This window comes from Photobacterium sanguinicancri, assembly GCF_024346675.1.
Lineage (GTDB): Bacteria > Pseudomonadota > Gammaproteobacteria > Enterobacterales > Vibrionaceae > Photobacterium > Photobacterium sanguinicancri.
The window spans coordinates 946,673-964,179 of the sequence record NZ_AP024851.1 but is presented as its reverse complement, the minus strand read 5'-3'; the positions used below and the strand labels follow the sequence as shown (position 1 = coordinate 964,179).

The window sequence follows — 17,507 nt, the reverse complement described above, 5'->3', positions numbered from 1 at the left end:
AGCCGTTGTTTATCAAGTATTAGGTACAAGGACAGAATGATGACTCAATTACAGAATGTTCAACCAGAAACCTCGCTTTATATTGCAGGCGAATGGCAATCAGGGATCAGCACAGTTGCGAATATAAACCCGTCAGATATTAGTGAAAACATCGGTGATTATGCGCAAGCAAGTGAAGCACAAGTTCAGCAAGCAATCGCGGCTGCAAAACATGCTCAGCCAGAATGGGAAAAAACCCCCATTGAACGTAAGCAAGCGGTACTTCAGGCGATTGGCGATGAATTAATCGCACGTTGTGATGAATTAGGCACCTTGCTGGCGACTGAAGAAGGTAAGCCGTTTGCAGAAGGCCGCGGTGAGATTTACCGAGCAGGGCAGTTCTTCCAGTATTTTGCCGCAGAAGTGTTACGCCAAATTGGTGACAACGCCGAGTCCGTTCGCCCTGGCGTATCGGTTGAAGTGACGCGTGAAGCGGTGGGTGTGATTGCGATTATTTCACCGTGGAATTTCCCAACGGCAACGGCAGCTTGGAAAATTGCACCAGCGTTAGCCTTTGGTAATAGCGTCATCTGGAAGCCTGCCAATTTAACCCCAGCCAGTGCAGTGGCACTGACTGAGATTATTCACCGTCAAGGGTTACCTGCGGGCACGTTTAACTTAGTACTTGGTAGTGGCTCGCAAGTGGGCAATACCCTTATTAACTCTAAAGATATTAACGGTGTCAGTTTTACAGGCTCCGTTGATACCGGCCGCAAGGTTGCTGCGGCAACAGCGCCTAATTTTGTTCGTTGCCAGTTGGAAATGGGCAGTAAAAATGCCTTGGTGATTGCTGATGATGCCGATATTCAGACGGCGGTCGAAGCCACTATCGCGGGGTCATTTTCAGGTGCCGGTCAGAAGTGTACGGCATCATCGCGTTTAGTGGTGATGGACAGTATTCATGATGCTTACGTTGAAGCATTGATTAAACGAATGGGCGAGCTAAAAGTCGGTCATGCGTTAGAAGACGGCGTATTTATGGGCCCAGTAGTGGATGGTAATCAACTTGAATCTAACTTCGCTTGGATTGATAAAGCGCGTCAAAGTGGGGCTGAGTTAGCCTGCGGTGGCGAACGTTTGAGCCTCCGACATGAAGGTTATTACATGTCGCCAACCTTATTTTTGAATACACAAAACAGCTGGGAAGTGAACCAAGAAGAAGTGTTTGCTCCTATGGCCTGTGTGATCCGCGTGGCGAACTTAGAAGAAGCGATTGCGACCACCAATGACACTCGTTTTGGCTTAACGGGCGGCATTATTACCCAAAGCTTACGTACCAGTGCAATGTTCAAACAACAGGCGCAAACAGGCTGTGTGATGGTGAACCTACCAACGGCAGGTACGGATTACCATGTGCCGTTTGGTGGCCGTAAAGAGTCGAGTTTTGGTCCGCGAGAGCAAGGCCAGTATGCAAAAGAATTCTACACCGTAGTAAAAACAGCATACCAACGTCCGTATTAAGCGTTGCGATACAAGGGAATGACTTATCCAGATTGGTATGAGCATGGGTAAGCAGCGAGCTTGCCTATTTACCGAGTTAAAACATCGTTTAAGGAGCAACTATGTATCAACAACGGATTGTTATTGATGGATTGCAGTACTGCAATTGGGATAGAGAGTATTTTCAAACCCTGCAAGCCAGTGGCATTACAGCCGTGCATGCCACTGTGGTGTATCACGAAAATGCCCGCGAAACGCTGACTCGCTTTGCTGAGTGGAATTTACGATTTGAGCAAAATACTGACTTAATCATGCCCATTCACTCAATGGCGGATGTTGAGCAAGCGAAATCGACAGGCAAGGTTGGGGTATTTCTTGGGGCGCAAAACTGCTCACCTATCGATGACGAGATAGGTTTGATTGAAGTCATGCGCCAGCAAGGCTTGCTGATTATGCAGCTGACCTATAACAACCAAAGTCTACTGGCAACGGGGTGTTATGAAAAAAATGACACTGGCGTTACCCGTTTCGGTAAACAAGCGATCCAAGAAATGAACCGCGTCGGCATGATTATCGACATGTCACACAGTGCTGAACGCTCGACCCTTGAAGCGATAGATTTATCGTCGCGTCCTATATGTATTAGCCATGCAAATCCAACATTTGCTCATGATGCTCTGCGTAATAAATCGAATACCGTTATTAAAGCCTTAACCGCTCGCGATGGTTTAATTGGTTTTAGTTTATATCCGTTCCATTTGCCGAATGGCAGCCAATGCACTTTGGACGACTTCTGCCAAATGGTGGCAACAACGGCCGATATGGTCGGGATAGAACACCTAGGCATTGGTAGTGATCTATGTTTAAACCAGCCCCAAGCGGTTTTGCAATGGATGCGTAATGGTCGTTGGTCGAAAACGATGGATTATGGAGAAGGCTCAGCAAGCAATGCTGGTTGGCCAGATGCACTACCATGGTTCTGCGGCAGTGCGGGAATGGAGAATATTTATAACGGATTAATCCAGCATGGATTCAGTGAAGCGGAGGCAGGGAAAGTACTGGGTGAAAATTGGTTTAACTTCCTCAGCGAGGGGCTTGAACCAGTAAGCTAATATTTTGGTTAAACAGGGCTTTGATGAAAATAAGATTTTTATGGAAAAGGTTTTGATGAACAAGTAATGCACTTAAATACTTAGCTCAACACAATAAGAATAGAGCAGGTGTTAAACATATCTCTTGTAGCCACTGAATGGCTGGTTGCTACAAAAACCTCTGGAGTCAGAGTATGTCTGATTTAAGTAATCGTATGAACGCGAGCACGAACAAAATTGCAAGTGAACACACACGAACGAACACCTCGAAATCGACATCTGAAAAGCTGGGGCTAGATAACCCCGCGTTTTGGTATAGTGGCGGCTTTATCGCACTTTTTGTAGCGATTGCTGTTTTTGATGCAGATTTATTATCAACTCTCGTTAATACAGGGTTTGCATGGTCGGTAAAAATCTTTGGTCCGTATTGGCAAATGCTACTACTTCTGACTTTTCTTATTGGTCTTGGCTTGGCAGCAGGGCGAACAGGCAAAGTCATTTTGGGTGGCCTTGCCGAACCTGAAATTGATGGTTTTCGCTGGATGGCAATCATCTTCTGTACGTTACTGGCTGGTGGTGGGGTCTTTTGGGCAGCCGCTGAACCTATCGCACATTTCGTTACACCACCACCTCTATATGGCCCACAAGAAAACCCACAGCAAGGTGCGGTTAATGCGTTATCGCAGTCTTTCATGCACTGGGGATTCCTAGCTTGGGCGATCGTCGGTAGTTTAACGTCAATTGTAGTAATGCACCTTCACTACGATAAAGGCTTACCGCTTAAACCTCGTACTCTGTTATACCCAGTATTAGGTGAACGAGCACTCAAAGGCAATACCGGCGCTATCATCGATGCGTGTTGTATTATTGCCGTAGCAGCAGGCACGATAGGGCCAATCGGCTTCCTTGGCCTACAAGTAAGCTATGCACTTAATGTGCTGTTTGATATTCCAGATGGGTTTACGACTCAGCTCATCATCATTTTATTTGCGATTGCACTTTATACTTTGTCAGCCCTGAGCGGCTTGAATCGTGGTATGCAAATGCTGAGTCGTTACAACGTGATCTTAGCGATGGCGTTAATGATTTACGTACTTATATTTGGTCCAACTAATTTTATCTTTAATGGCTACATTCAAGGTGTTGGTAGCATGCTTGATAACTTCATTCCAATGGCGACTTACCGCGGTGATGAAGGCTGGCTGAGCTGGTGGACTGTCTTTTTCTGGGGCTGGTTCCTTGGCTATGGCCCTATGATGGCAATCTTTATTGCGCGTATCTCACGCGGGCGCACCATACGTCAAATCATCACCACCATCAGTATTATTGCTCCATTTGTGACTTGCTTTTGGTTCACCATTGTTGGTGGCTCTGGCTTGGCATTTGAAATCGCAGATCCAGGCAGTGTGAGTAAAGCGTTTGAAGGATTTAATTTACCTGGCGCATTACTGGCGGTGACTCAGCAGCTACCATTTCCAATGATGGCCTCTATCTTATTCTTGATTTTAACAACGATCTTTATTGTGACGACAGGTGACTCCATGACATACACCATCAGTGTGGTTGTGAGTGGTGAAACCGAGCCAAATCCAGTCATTAGAACATTTTGGGGGGTGATGATGGGGGTGACAGCACTGATATTGATCTCCCTCGGCTCTGGCGGTATCTCTGCACTGCAATCTTTCATTGTTATTACTGCAGTCCCTGTTTCATTAATCTTGCTGCCATCGCTCTGGAACGCGCCACAGATCGCGATGAAGATGGCGAAAGACCAAGGACTTAATTAAGCACATGCATGGCTGGCATGCGCGCATTTCATCGAACTGGTGAACATACATCAGTCACGACAAAAAACAGGGCGGAAGTTCTCGCCCTAATTTAAACGTTGAACACTCTACAACTACATGGTGGTGAGCAAAATGGATGCACATCGTTCTACTAACACTACAGCGTTAATGCGAAGCGCAGACGTGGTTATGGCACCTGAAAGGCTAGGGGCTATGCACCAAACTCGGATCAGTTTTGTTAGAACTATGATTCGGAAAATGGCACAACAGCAATGGCGAGTGACAAAGCATGAATGGCAGTTATGCCCACAAGGTTTTGGCTATGTTATTTATAAACTGGCAACGCCTAATCATGTGTACCACCTCGTTGTATTTTGCGATCAGATTGCAGATGACGAACGCAATGACAGAGTGATTGCTGAAAAGTGGGATGTCACTTTTGCGCTGATTAAAGGTGGTGTCGATGTAAGCTTGTTAGAGCGTTTAAGGGCAAATGTGCCGCTGCAAGAAGCGGGGCGCAACCCTAATACTGTCTTAGTATTAGCGCGAGCAAATAAAAGTGTCCGTGTGTTTGAACATATTGTGAGCCATTTAGCGACTGGGGTGCAACCTGATTCTAAGGCACTGGCGGAAGTCGGGTACATCCTTCGTACAACCGCTGTTTATGGAAACGGTAAGTTCGGTATTGCAGACTTTAAGTTGCTTGAGAACAACCCTGATTTTAATCAGTCGTTTAGCGCGCAAATGTGTGCAGTTTACCTGCTGCGAGAATTCAGTTTAGATTGGGTGAATTATTTAGCGAAACAGCAAGGGGGTGATCAAGCGATTACCTTACATTGCGCTCTACAACGCTATTTAGGGGTGGGGAATGCAACAGGGTTAGGGATGGCGCCTTACCTTATTAATCATCCGAGAATTGTTGATCAGTGGATGACGACGCGCGAAGCGGCATTATCTGAAGTACTTGCATGTCCTGCTGAGTCAGAGAAATATGAGTATTTACAGAAATTAATACAAAAAGCGATTTTGCACCTAGAGCAAGTTGTGACCATTAATGAATACCAAAAGCAGCTGAATGTTGCGGCTGTCATCGACTTGGAAGCGTTTGAGAATAATCTCGAAACTATCATTGCACAAAGCCAAACATGGCAGCACCTTGTTGAACAATCGCTACGCATGAGTTTAGAGGCTCAAGAGATTGTACTCACCTGCTTGATGGAGCTCTATCCAGAATTGGTGGATGCCTATCAAGATGACATGAACTGCGACGAAACCCTTTCATTACCCAGTGGTAAGCAGATCCAAGATTTTATCGCCATCCTTGAAGCGCATTATCGCTGGGCGATTGATACCGACTTCACACAGGGTGAAAACATCTACTGGTTCTGGTATCGCTCGCAAGATAAAGAAGAGCCAAGATTAGGCGTTCGTGGCGCAGAAATGGGTGAAGAAAGGGAGCTTCCCCTCGATATTGGTCGCCAAGTTTATCGGTTATATCAGGCCTTATTAACGCAACCCTCTGAGCAATCCTTGGCTGAATTTTTAGTACATCAACCACAGTTTCGTGCCATTGCTCGCCGAGTGTGGACCTTAGGCAATAAAGCGATGGGAGATATTCAAATGAATGTATTGCACCAAGCATCATTACCCATGCACCTGCTGCGTTGTAAGCTGGCAGTCTTTGGTGCGACTAAGTTTGATCCGCGTTCTGATCGTTGGGTACGAGTAACTTTTTTTCAAGGTGCGCCCTTGTTAGATGATCTATCTAAGCCAACGTTCCAAGAGCAGTGGTTATTTCCATTGCTACCGAGCCAAGACGAGCTATCTAACCAAGACGTTCTATCTGCACCACGGCAGTCGGAACAATTGCGCGGGGGAGCACGCTGATGATTGTTTCTCACAATGAATTAGTTGCGGTGGTACATAAAGCCTTTCTTGGAATGCGCCGTTCGTGTGGTGAGGGTGATGTTATTGCCAGCATGGTCGCCGATTTACAAATGGTTGGTTTACACGGGGTTCAACACTTCAATAACGCGAGTGCGTACATGGGACATGAGGCGGATTGCCCAGCGGATATATTACTGCTTGACGAAAGCACTATCGAAGTGGATTTACATAACTGCAGCTTAGCGTGCCACTTACCTGTTGTGATGGATTATGCTGTTGAAAAAATGATTGGCGGTAACCTACTAACGATTGAACTGAAAAACTGCCACAACCGGTGGTTAGCTTACAGTGAGCTGGTGAAATTGGCTGCGAAAGGGATAGCTTGTACCGCTAAATGGGAGAATGGAAGTGGTCCTAAGTGGACATTGTATGTGCTCAATCGTGGCTGTGTTGCCCCCGAACTTTTTTTGTCTGATGCAGATGCCACTCCTGAAAGTGTACATAACATGACAATTCAGCTCTCGATTAAAGATTTTGATGTTCAAGGTATATCGGCAGGTTATTGTACGCATGTTGAAGCAACGTCTTTTTCAATAGCTCAGCAAAACGCATGGCACGATGGTATCTATGTCGAAGACGCCGAATGGAACGCATTAAAGCGCAGTGCTACCGCGATATTAGTTGAAAATAGTGAGCAGTCAGCAAAAGGGGCGGGTGGCTTAGCCTGAGTATTTACTTATCCAGATAGGTATTAGATAACGACCGCAGAAACAAAAAAGCCAGCACATTTCTGTTGCTGGCTTCTTACTAAAAGGGGAAGACAGAGCGTCGATTACCCTTCAGCACGCTTAACGCGAATTTTGTTTTTAGCAACACTTGTCATGTTCAAGCTTGTTAGTGCTGCTTTTGCTTCATCTTCATTAGGCATTTCAACAAACGCGAAGCCTTTAGAGTGACCCGTCTCTTGGTCTAGCACTAGAGTACATTCAGCAACAGAGCCGTGAGTAGAAAAAAGAACACGCAGTTCGTGTTCAGTTGTTGCGCGCGCAAGGTTGCGAACTAAAAGTTTCATAATTAGCCATATTGGGTATGAGAATAACCTATAGATTGTCGCAGCTAAGTTGAAACAAACCAAGAAAATAAATCATTAAGCGAAAACTAATCAGGTTTGAGCTTGCTCCTGTGGTTTAAATTTCATTTAGGCGCTTTTTTTCTGTACTGCAACAGTGATTTTTAACTGTTCGAGGGCTGTTTGATAACATTATGTAAGATGTGAAATGGCAGAGTATTACTATGTTGTCGGCTCCAAAGTACAAGAGATGCAGAGATTACGTTTACCTATTGGTATTACCCTGACATTGCTATCTAGTGTCAGGTAGGTTAAGTCGAACCGCTTTAAGCTCGACTTTACACTCGATTCACTTCAGTTTAAGCGCCAGATTAAGCTTGTTCAGCACCTTTTTCCTGATCACTTAACGCGAAATAGATTTTCGATACGATGACTTCTGCGATCAGGATAGTAAAGACGACAGCAAAGAAAGCAACCACACCATTCCATGGGCCACTGAAAGAGACTTTATCGCCAAATAGCACGTTAATCGCCTCTAACATAATGAATTTACTACCAACTAAAATAATATAGGTACTTAAGCCTCGGTATACTTTGGCTGAAGTGCCAGGCTTGGCTTTAAAGTAATTGGCAACTCTATGTTCTGCACCAATCGATAACTTTAAAAGCAGCTGTAATAATATCGCCGCAGCAAGTGAAATGGTAAAAGACTCGATATTGACATATTCCCAATACTCATCAAAAAAGTTAAGTACGGTTAAGTCGACTAACACCGCAAGGGTGTAACCCACAAATAAACGTTGAGGAGTGTTGAAGCCAAATTTTCTTTCAGTCGAGCTCATCTTTAATACCTATAGTGATTAGTATCTATTGATAGTGTGGTTATTCACTTTGCCTAAATAGTCATTTTATTGAAAGGTATTCATGTGGTAGAAAAATATTATGGCGTAATATGGTAAGTTTCACTTAACCTGTAAATAAAGAATGCTGTTAGTTTAGTCGTTATATATTAAGAGTTTTAATCATTAGTAAGACCGCCTAGTTAATCAAGACCTAGTAATGATTTCTTATATGATTTAGGGGGAAGCCCTGTGATTTTTTTAAATGCACGAGAGTAGTGTGAGATATTTTTATAACCCAATTGGTTGGCGATATGGGTGAGTGAATAACCTTGCGTCATGAGTTCACAGGATGCTGATAGCATGAGACTTTCTTTAACTTGTCGAAAGGTGGTTTTTTCTTCTTTCAATCGTCTTTGTAGCGTGCGAGATGACATCTTCAGTAACTTCGCCGCTTGATCAATCGAGAGGGAATACTCTTTTACGTAAGGCAGTAGCGCAGTAAAAACGTTATCACTAAAACTGCTATGCCATTCAACCAGATCTTTTTTAAGATTGATGCTGGATGGACAAAGTTTAAGCTCAGTGTTAAGTACTTCAGGATTGATCAATATTGCCGTCTTATCATGGCCAACAAATAATTGGGCTTGCTGTCCGATAGCCGATTCAACAGCCTCGATGTTCGTGTGTTGGATTTTAACTTGAGCAGGATGCCAGTCTGACTGAGTTAAAGCACTAATTAATTCAATGGTATAGAGAATCGCAAAAACTTCACCCCAAATAAAGTAAGGTGAATCTTCATAGTTAGCACCTCGGCAAAACCAAAATCGGCCATGGCTCTCTTCGACTGAGATTTGACTACCCGGAGAGTCAGATGAAAAAACAGTGATCGCTTGAATCAGGGCGTCACGAACGGTGTTAGCTGTGTCAAACTGCCCCAATATAGACGGAATAATGTGTTGTCTAAAAGCAAGACGAAGCAATTTACTGAAGTTGTTGCTATCAACCTGATGGGAAAGTAGATAAATCAAACGCTTAACTGGTTCAATTGGCAGGTAATCTTGGTTACTTCTGAGTAGGTCGGGTGGCAAGCCCGATCTTTTTAGAAGGTTATGGGCGTCAATACCATTAGCGGCAAATACCTCGACTAATAAGCGAGTGTATTCGGTACGGATCATCGGTAATGTGTTCTGTTTTTGATTCGACAAGTTTTCACCCTATCTGTTTATTTCACCTTGTAATCAAAGGGTAAGATCGATGGCTACCTTGTAATAGTAATATTTTTGGCGTGAAATGGTAAGTTATATTTTAAGGGTTAGTATATATTCTGTTAGCTATGATAATACGATCAACCACAATTATGCTTATCTTTATATTTCTGGTGTGAAATTAAAAGTATCAGGCTGTTCTCATTTCATAGACGTTTAAGGCTTTTTATAAAAGCATATCTAACAAAATATTAAGAAAGATTAAATACGTAAGCTAGAATGATACTTAATAGTAAATCAGTAGGTAGCGCCATGTCTGAAAAACCTGATAGCGAAAGCAAAGATCTTATTGAAAGTAATGATGATGTTGAGGACAAAGCACCACCAAAAACTAATAAAGTACGCAAGATTACAAATTATTTGTTACTTATTGCGTCGTTAATGTTGGTGTTTAGCATTATTTCCGATCGTATTATTCCTTTCACTGACAATGCGCGTGTTAAAGGTTATGTCGTGCCGATCAAACCAGAGGTTTCTGGTCAAGTTCTCGATATTCTGGTTCAACCTAATCAACCTGTTTTAGAAGGAGATGTCTTGGTAAAACTGGATCCGACTGATTATGTCATTGCGGTAAAACAAGCAGAACAAGATCTAGAAATCGCAGGGCAGAATGTAGGGGCGCAGACGGCAGCGATAGCGGCTTCTCAGGCACGAGTAACGACGGCGAATGTCGAACTTGAAAACAGCAAGCTACAAACTAATCGCGTGTTAGCGATGGCGAAACGTGGCGTGGTGTCGCAATCTGATGGCGACCAAGCTAGGGCAGACTTGGCGACAGCGCGCGCTAACGTGGTGAACGCCAAAGCCGATTTGGAAAAAGCCAAACAGCAATTAGGGGCGAAAGGACAAGATAATAGCCAGATCAAAGCCGCATTATTGGCATTAGAGCAAGCGCAAATCAACCTAGCGCGAACAACCATTAAAGCGCCCACCGCGGGTGGCGTCTCAAATTTCAGTCTATCAGAAGGCTTTTATGCTTCTACTGGGCAGGCGTTGATGACCTTTGTCTCGACTGAAAGCATCTGGGTGGAAGCTTATTTCCGTGAAAATAGCTTAGGGAATATTGAAGCGGGTGATGAGGTAGAAGTCGCGCTAGATTTTGCGCCGGGAAGGGTCATAAAAGGCAGAGTCACCAGTGTCGACTGGGGAGTTGATTGGGGGCAAAACGACCAAGCGGGTAAATTAGCGCAGGCCAATAACCAAACGGGTTGGTTACGTCAGACCCAGATGCTACCGATTTCTATTGAATTTGATCATCAAGAAGTGAGCGGACTGCTGCGCATTGGTGGTCAGGCTGATGTTATTGTTTATAGCGAGAACAATTTTATTTTCAATAGCATAGGTAAGCTTTGGATTCGATTTATAAGCTTGATGTCTTATGTCCGATAATCATATGGCTACGGCTAGTGAGGATTTAATAAATGATCCTCGTATTCAAACGAAGATCATTCGCTACACCGTTGGTGTTGGGCTTGCGGTATTTTTAGCAGCGCTGATTGATTGGCCTTTGGCTTTTGTTGCGCCGATATTTGTGGCTAAGTTTCTGGTTGATAAACCCGAGCTGAACAAAGAAACCTTGTATGAATTAACCATCGCTATGGTAGCGACTATCGTACTTGGCTTATTACTATCAAACGGTATCACCCAGTACCCACTACCATTATTGGTCTTGGTTGGCTTAATGATGCTGTGGGGCTATTTCTTATTTACTGACCCTAAATGGAATTTGTTCGCGACTATTCTGATCATTGCGGTGCTCATGCTGCCTTTTATGGCAATTTCGACGCCTGGGGTTTCTGTATTTTTAGCTGTGGGGTTAGCCAGTTCAGGCGTGGTTGCTGTGATTATCTTCGCGCTGGTACATATTTATTTCCCTGAACCGCCATCGACGTTTGAGGGTTATCAAGCTTCACCGTTAACAAGAGAGCAGCGTTGGCATGCCGCGTTTCGAGCCATGATCATTTCGTTTCCTGTCGTGTGTTTCTTCTTTATTTTCCAAATATCTGAAGCGCTGCTGACTATGATGTTTATTGCTTTACTCTCATTGATGATCACAGGTGAAAAGTCAGTAAAGTTGAGTGCTTTTTTGATTATTACCAACACCATAGGTGGTTTTTTGGCTATAGGCGTATTTATCATACTCTCGTTTGTGCCGAATATTTTATTTTACACCCTGTTTGTTTCTTTAGTCGCGATTGTAATGGCGACTCAAATCTACACTAAGCCTGAGAAAGCCCCTATTTTTGCAACAGCATTCAGTACCGTCTTAGTTTTACTTGGCAGTACATTAATGAGTTCGAGTGAAATAGATAGCAATATGTTTATACGGATCTTTCAGCTTTTTATGATTGGTATTTACATGATTGCGGCGTCATTTTTTTTAGAAACACGAAATTGGAAATTTCTGAAGATTTAACTTTTGCTGTATTCACACCAAGGAATACCTATGAAGCACGATAGTGATTTTACCAAGCAAGTTATTGATGTATCAATAAAAATAGCGGCTATCGCTATTCTCGTTTATTGGTGTTTCTCAATTTTACGGCCTTTCATCATGTTGGTGGTGTGGGGGGGGATCATTGCGACAGCGCTGTATCCTATCGTGACTTGGGCGCACGGAAAATACAGTATCAGCAAGGGTAAGTTAAGTGGAGGGTTAGCCTTTATCGGGGTGCTGTTGTTACTGTTGCCATTGATTGCGCTTTCGACAGGTCTTTATACCAGCGGTGCCGATTTGGTGAGTGGCATTCAAGAGGGGACGATGACGATCCCTAAGCCTTCGCCTAGCGTACAAGAGTGGCCGATTATAGGTGAAAAAGCCTATGCATTTGGGCTACAAGCCTCATCAAACTTGGAGAGTGTATTTGCCAATTATGGTGAAGAGGTGAAGGCTGTGGTTGCTAAGTTGGCTTCCGTCATCGGCTCTTTGGGCGGTGGTTTCATCCAATTTATTATCTCGACTATTATTGCCGGTGTCTTTATGGCGAATGCCGATAAATGTGAGCGTGCATTTGTGTTGGTTGCAAGCCGTTTAACTGGGGATCACGGTGAAGATTTAACTCAATTATCAAAAGTCACAGTACGAAGCGTGGTGCAAGGTGTCATAGGTGTTGCTGTTATTCAATCCATCATGACTGGGATCGGTGTGGCATTTGCTGGTGTACCTGCGGTTGGGTTTTGGATGCTGTTAGTCTTGCTGGTGGCAATTATTCAACTCCCCCCAATCATCGCATTATTACCCGCGATCATTTATGTATTTAGCGTAGATACCACCACCACGGCAGTTCTCTTCTTGATCTGGTGTATTTTGGTCAGCGGCAGTGATGCGATTCTAAAACCTATGTTATTAAGTCGAGGGTCGGATATCCCTATGCTGGTTATCTTACTTGGCGCATTAGGTGGTATGGCGATGTCGGGTATTGTCGGCTTGTTTGTTGGCGCTGTGGTACTTAGCTTAACCTACCAGTTATTCACTGTGTGGTTAGACAGCGAATCGGTTGAAGAGGGCGAGGCAAAGGCAGTCAAAGAGACACAAGATGAAAGTGGCCAGCTATGATAAAGAAAGTGTCAAAAGACGATAATTTTTATTTTCTACTTGGTGCCTTGCTTGGGCTGCTGTTTATCAGTGCTTTTATGCAGCAGCTTTTTGCTGGTGGTCAGAAAACTATCTTGGCCTTAATCATTATTTGTTTGGGTGTCTCGATAGCTGGGGTACATAGAGAAAAAGTGTTTTACCGAAATTGGTATGGCTTCTTGCTTTTTTTAGCCGCGATTTCTGGCACTTTTACTTTTTTGGAAACCATTGACCTTTCATTAGTCACTTTATTCGCCTTACTCTTCTTCTTGTTATCACACACTTTCACTGCGCTCAAACAAGTGATGATCACCGATTATGTAAGTGGTAATCAGATCATTGGTTCGGTTTGTGTGTATTTATTACTGGGCTTATCATGGTCGTTTATCTACCTGATTCAACTTGAATTATTCCCTGAAGCTTTTAACGGGATAGAGTATAAACCTTGGATCGATAATTTTTTTGATGCGGTTTATTTTAGTTTTATCACTCTGACAACGGTGGGGTATGGTGATATTTCTCCAGCATTGCCTATCCCACGATTCTTCGTATTTATTGAATCTATTCTAGGGGGGTTTTACTTGGCAATTATGGTGGCGAGTTTAGTGAGTAGCCGCCTGAGTCAAAGTGATCATAGTGAAAGTGATAACGATCAAAATGATCAGGGTTAAAGCCAGAGCGATCCCAAGAAGTCCTACTAAGTAAAAATCTGATCACTCTGCCTGTATCAAGGCTTTGATGCAGGCAAGAGTGCTCATTACTACTTATGTCGTTAACCTTGGTGTTATAGCCAGCTTTTTATCGGATGTTGCTGCTTAATATTTGAAAGTTCAGTCGCATCAATTTCATAAACCGAGGCGCAATCTCGAAGGGCGCATTGGTTGCGATTGTGACAACCACACTCAAAGCAGCGTTTCGCTTCAGTAACAGCGGCTTGGTGGCTGATCCCTCTTTCGACCTCCTCAAAGCTCCCTTGCCGTTGTTCAAGTGTCATCTCAGGTGCTGTTACGCGTAATATATGCTGCATCGCATCTGAAAATTTCACCTCTTTTTGTTCTGATGTTTTGCCTTTAGACAGCATTCGCATCACTTCAGTGATATTGGTCAAATGGTCTGGGTTCACGAACTGCATCTTTGAGTCATTTTTAAAGGTAAAAGCTTTGTGTGGCAGACGATCAAGTTGCCCATCTAAATAATAGGCAATAGCATCCGCTGCTCGGCGACCATCCGCTACAGCTTCAATCGCTGTGGCTGGTCCGCGGCGGAAATCACCGATACCGAAGATATTGCGGATGCCACTGTACATGTTACTTTCATCGCAATCTATGGTGTTCCAGCGGGTAAGCGGGATGGCTATCTCTTCATTGTCCAACAGGCTCAAATCAGGTGCTTGTGATACCGCAGCAATAACCGTATCAAACTCTTGAGTAATGTATTCCCCTGTCGGCTCAGGGCGGCAGCGGCCTGAAGAGTCGGGTTTACCCAGTGCCATGATCTCTAACTTAACCTGACGGACCCAATTGTTTTTATTTGTATCATCAGTATCAGCAATATTCTCAACAGGGTTGGTCAGGAAGCTAAACTTCACGCCTTCTTTTTCCGCTTCATCCACTTCATAGGCTTCTGCTGGCATTTCTGCGCGGGTACGGCGATAAATTAAGGTTGTCTCTGCTCCTGCTCGAACCGCGGTACGTGCGCAGTCAATGGCAGTATTACCGCCACCAATCACCGCGACTTTTTTGCCAGTTATGCATTTTTGTTCGGTAACAAAATCTTTAAGGTAATCGACACCTAGGTAACAACCGTCTAGATCGCAGCCGGGGTAGGTCATGCCAACCGCTTTGGATGCGCCAACCGCCATACAAACGGCATCGTATTCTTCGCTGAGCGCTGTTAGACTGAGGTTTTCACCAATCTTACAGTTGGTTTTGATCTCCATACCGTTACGACACATTAACTCGATTTCTTTATCTAAAATCGCTTTGGGTAAACGGTATTCAGGAATGCCATATCGTAGCCAACCACCAGTCAGTGGCATGGCCTCAAATACAGTGACGTTGTAACCTTCATTGCTCAGGTAATATCCACACGTTAACCCGCCTGGGCCGCTGCCTATAATCGCAATCGACTTATCTTTACTTGGCTTTCTCGGCGGAACATAAGACTCAAGCGCAGCAAGATCAATATCTGCTGTGTGCCGTTTTAGTTGACGGATCGCGAGTGGCTCATCGACTAATCGGCGTCGGCAACCCGCTTCACAAAACGCAGGGCAGACTCTACCGATAGACAATGGCATAGGTAAGGTTTGCTTAATGACTTCGATGGCTTTTTGATGTTCATTATTGGCGATATGGTGTAGATAAGACTGAATATCTACCCCCGCAGGGCAAGCTGTTTGGCAGGGGGCTTCGCAATATTCCTTGGTATCTTCCGCCAGTAGTTGAATCAGCACTTTTTTTCTGTGCGTTGCAAGCGCATCAGATTCAGTGATCACTGACATGCCATCATACGGCGTTGTCTTACATGCTTTCTTTAATCCGCTACCTTCGATCTCCACTTCGCAGAGTTCACAATGTGAGTGTGTAATGCTCTTGTTGGCGTTTGAGTCATTACTGGAGTCGATACAAGGATTAAGGTGGGTATCGACAGTGCAAAGGGTAGGGATGTCGATGCCATGGTGTTTCGCGATAGTGAGTAGGGTGTGATTGTTATCAACCTCAAGCAACTTCCCATTTATAGTAATGGTGATCATTATTACCTCGGTATTATATTGTTCTTGCCCTGTTAGACTGAATTATTGACTGTATTAACCTATGAGATTAGATCAATAGCTTGAAGTTAAATTTGGCCTTGCTCGTGTTTTTATGACTGCATCGCGAATTAAGTACAGAAATAACAATAGGTTGTATGGTTGGTCACGTTTTCGATAGATTTAGCTGAGTGCTAAACGATGATGTTCTTAGCTAAGAAAGTTGGCGGGAGGTATTTATCTCTAATTAAGAGAAAAGCCCGATATGAAGTTAACGGGCTAAATAGTTTTTAATTCATTATGGCATGTTATGTGCTGAAGCTGTGATTGTAGTAAGCTCCTCGCCAGGAGAACCAATGATGTTTTTGTTTGTGCCATCGATTAGGTAAAACGCGCGTTTTTCATAACCATAAACTTTCGTCGATGTTTCTATAACAGTTCGGCCATTTATGTAATGTACGTTCTCGAGATAATTAGGGAAATCCGTAATTTCTTTAGGGTGGCTGCTTGGGTCATATTTATTGTCAAAGGCAAGATCAAAACCGCGACTTGTCGCTTTGGTAGCTGCAAAATAGCCATTGTTATTAAGATCCATATAAGCGTTGTCGCTATCGCTTGCTATAGATGTCACATTTTGTAATGCCTTTTTTATCAAAATAGAATATAAGTCTGAAGAAATTTCGGACGATCTAATCCATCTTCCATTGATTAATCGGGATACAAAATGCTCAGTATCACTATTATGAGAAGTGTACTTAAAAGGTACAATTCCATTTTCCATGCTCATTGTTATACCGTAACTAATGGTTACCTGGTCTGAGTTTAGAAGATTAGTATCTCGGTTTTGCAGTATATCTATCGAGAGGTTTGACATACGCTGCTTATTTATAATGTCATAAATAAAAACCTTACCACCGTATGGTTTTGACACTAGATATCTGTCAGTGAAGAATTGCCACTCTGTACCTTTCGTGTTTGGCAGCGTAATATAATGCTGATTTTTACTATCAAATGTTTTAACTTCACCATTTTTATTTATAATAAACTCATGATCTGAAAGGTTAATAGTAGTATTAGAATATGGCTTTAAAAGTACTCTGCCATCAGAGGTCGTTGTCGTTTGGTGCTTTTTATCATATATTCTTGTTAATTCTGACACATTACTTAAATTTGTTGTGTTAACAATTTTTTCATCTGAGCTTATATCAATGAGCTTTTCATTTGATTTGCTGATAATATACTTTTTATTGAAGTTAAAATCACCATATCGACAAGAGGTATCACCTAAAAATTTATTTGTAAATACGGTTGGGAATGAAGAAACGATGACTAATCGTTGGTTATTACTTAGTGGCTTAACATTAAAGTATGTATTGTTTATTGTACTGCTGAATTTTCTGTTATCTAATGATAATGGTTCGGCTTTGCAGCCATGATTGGCGGTTGTGTTTGTTGGTATTTTGAAATCTACGATATTGCCATCTTTGTCATAATACTTAACGAGTTCGCCAGAATAATCATCAGAAGGTTTGTATTGAACAACATAATCAATATTTGAGTTTAAAAATGCCTCAACGATATTTTCAAAATCATAAGTTACTTTTTGTTCATCAAAGCTAGAAGGAAAACTAGAAGGGGATTCATCGCCGCCGCCGCAGCCAATAAGCACTGTTGAAATAACAGTAGGTAAGATGTACTTTTTTATGTTTTTCACTTAATTATACCTTTCTTTAGTTGCTTGTTTAAAGGTCAAATGGGGTGTTA

General features: G+C 43.1%; 14 protein-coding genes. 9 read left to right on the top strand and 5 right to left on the bottom strand.

From position 1 onward, the window contains the following. Positions 1-39: 39 nt before the first annotated feature. The 5 genes from OCU87_RS21310 to OCU87_RS21290 all read left to right on the top strand — a co-directional run bounded on the left by OCU87_RS21310 (position 40) and on the right by OCU87_RS21290 (position 6,972). Complete coding sequence (locus tag OCU87_RS21310; RefSeq protein ID WP_261859345.1) at positions 40-1,500, top strand: aldehyde dehydrogenase family protein; 1,461 nt, start codon at positions 40-42, stop codon at positions 1,498-1,500. A 101-nt stretch (positions 1,501-1,601) separates the two neighbouring features. Beyond that, positions 1,602-2,591 carry a membrane dipeptidase gene (locus tag OCU87_RS21305; RefSeq protein ID WP_062687722.1) on the top strand — a complete coding sequence of 330 codons (990 nt, stop codon included), beginning with the start codon at positions 1,602-1,604 and terminating at the stop codon, positions 2,589-2,591. Positions 2,592-2,764: 173 nt separating this feature from the next. After that, positions 2,765-4,357, top strand: a complete 1,593-nt coding sequence (locus OCU87_RS21300) for a BCCT family transporter (RefSeq protein WP_261858418.1) — start codon at positions 2,765-2,767, stop codon at positions 4,355-4,357. A 132-nt stretch (positions 4,358-4,489) separates the two neighbouring features. Continuing rightward, positions 4,490-6,244, top strand: a complete 1,755-nt coding sequence (locus OCU87_RS21295; protein WP_261858417.1) for a hypothetical protein — start codon at positions 4,490-4,492, stop codon at positions 6,242-6,244. Further along, a complete protein-coding gene (locus OCU87_RS21290; RefSeq protein ID WP_261858416.1) occupies positions 6,244-6,972 on the top strand; it encodes a DUF3726 domain-containing protein in 729 nt (242 codons plus the stop codon). The genes OCU87_RS21295 and OCU87_RS21290 overlap by 1 nt, the downstream gene beginning before the upstream one ends. Positions 6,973-7,076: 104 nt before the next feature. Here OCU87_RS21290 and OCU87_RS21285 read toward each other — a convergent pair whose 3' ends face one another. The 3 genes from OCU87_RS21285 to OCU87_RS21275 all read right to left on the bottom strand — a co-directional run bounded on the left by OCU87_RS21285 (position 7,077) and on the right by OCU87_RS21275 (position 9,360). Continuing rightward, positions 7,077-7,316: an RNA recognition motif domain-containing protein gene (locus OCU87_RS21285; protein WP_062687725.1), complete on the bottom strand. Its 240-nt coding sequence runs from the start codon at positions 7,314-7,316 to the stop codon at positions 7,077-7,079. Between the two features lie 368 nt (positions 7,317-7,684). After that, positions 7,685-8,155, bottom strand: coding sequence for a hypothetical protein (locus OCU87_RS21280; RefSeq protein ID WP_261858415.1), 471 nt, complete (start codon positions 8,153-8,155; stop codon positions 7,685-7,687). 200 nt (positions 8,156-8,355) lie between these two features. Next, positions 8,356-9,360 carry an AraC family transcriptional regulator gene (locus OCU87_RS21275; RefSeq protein ID WP_261858414.1) on the bottom strand — a complete coding sequence of 335 codons (1,005 nt, stop codon included), beginning with the start codon at positions 9,358-9,360 and terminating at the stop codon, positions 8,356-8,358. Between the two features lie 312 nt (positions 9,361-9,672). On the opposite strand from OCU87_RS21275, the gene OCU87_RS21270 reads away from it, so the two are divergent. From OCU87_RS21270 to OCU87_RS21255, 4 genes are read left to right on the top strand one after another with little or no spacing between them, the layout of a single operon-like run. Further along, positions 9,673-10,809, top strand: a complete 1,137-nt coding sequence (locus OCU87_RS21270; protein WP_261858413.1) for an HlyD family secretion protein — start codon at positions 9,673-9,675, stop codon at positions 10,807-10,809. A 4-nt stretch (positions 10,810-10,813) separates the two neighbouring features. After that, entirely contained in the window at positions 10,814-11,836 is a 1,023-nt protein-coding gene (locus tag OCU87_RS21265; RefSeq protein ID WP_261858412.1) for a DUF2955 domain-containing protein, read from the top strand. A gap of 30 nt (positions 11,837-11,866) precedes the next feature. Next, positions 11,867-12,976: an AI-2E family transporter gene (locus OCU87_RS21260; protein ID WP_261858411.1), complete on the top strand. Its 1,110-nt coding sequence runs from the start codon at positions 11,867-11,869 to the stop codon at positions 12,974-12,976. Next, positions 12,976-13,665, top strand: coding sequence for a potassium channel family protein (locus OCU87_RS21255; RefSeq protein WP_261859344.1), 690 nt, complete (start codon positions 12,976-12,978; stop codon positions 13,663-13,665). Before OCU87_RS21260 ends, OCU87_RS21255 begins: the two co-directional genes overlap by 1 nt. Positions 13,666-13,778: 113 nt before the next feature. On the opposite strand, the gene OCU87_RS21250 is transcribed toward OCU87_RS21255, so the two are convergent. Next, complete coding sequence (locus OCU87_RS21250; RefSeq protein ID WP_390960880.1) at positions 13,779-15,746, bottom strand: FAD-dependent oxidoreductase; 1,968 nt, start codon at positions 15,744-15,746, stop codon at positions 13,779-13,781. Positions 15,747-16,041: 295 nt separating this feature from the next. After that, the gene (locus OCU87_RS21245) at positions 16,042-17,457 is read right to left on the bottom strand and encodes a hypothetical protein (protein ID WP_261858410.1); all 1,416 of its coding nucleotides are present in this window, start codon (positions 17,455-17,457) and stop codon (positions 16,042-16,044) included. Positions 17,458-17,507 lie beyond the last annotated feature (50 nt).

Coding starts and splice junctions, on each gene's coding strand:
- OCU87_RS21310 (WP_261859345.1), top strand. CDS start 40: ATGACTCAATTACAGAATGTTCAACCAGAAACCTCGCTTTATATTGCA.
- OCU87_RS21305 (WP_062687722.1), top strand. CDS start 1,602: ATGTATCAACAACGGATTGTTATTGATGGATTGCAGTACTGCAATTGG.
- OCU87_RS21300 (WP_261858418.1), top strand. CDS start 2,765: ATGTCTGATTTAAGTAATCGTATGAACGCGAGCACGAACAAAATTGCA.
- OCU87_RS21295 (WP_261858417.1), top strand. CDS start 4,490: ATGGATGCACATCGTTCTACTAACACTACAGCGTTAATGCGAAGCGCA.
- OCU87_RS21290 (WP_261858416.1), top strand. CDS start 6,244: ATGATTGTTTCTCACAATGAATTAGTTGCGGTGGTACATAAAGCCTTT.
- OCU87_RS21285 (WP_062687725.1), bottom strand. CDS start 7,316: ATGAAACTTTTAGTTCGCAACCTTGCGCGCGCAACAACTGAACACGAA.
- OCU87_RS21280 (WP_261858415.1), bottom strand. CDS start 8,155: ATGAGCTCGACTGAAAGAAAATTTGGCTTCAACACTCCTCAACGTTTA.
- OCU87_RS21270 (WP_261858413.1), top strand. CDS start 9,673: ATGTCTGAAAAACCTGATAGCGAAAGCAAAGATCTTATTGAAAGTAAT.
- OCU87_RS21265 (WP_261858412.1), top strand. CDS start 10,814: ATGGCTACGGCTAGTGAGGATTTAATAAATGATCCTCGTATTCAAACG.
- OCU87_RS21260 (WP_261858411.1), top strand. CDS start 11,867: ATGAAGCACGATAGTGATTTTACCAAGCAAGTTATTGATGTATCAATA.
- OCU87_RS21250 (WP_390960880.1), bottom strand. CDS start 15,746: ATGATCACCATTACTATAAATGGGAAGTTGCTTGAGGTTGATAACAAT.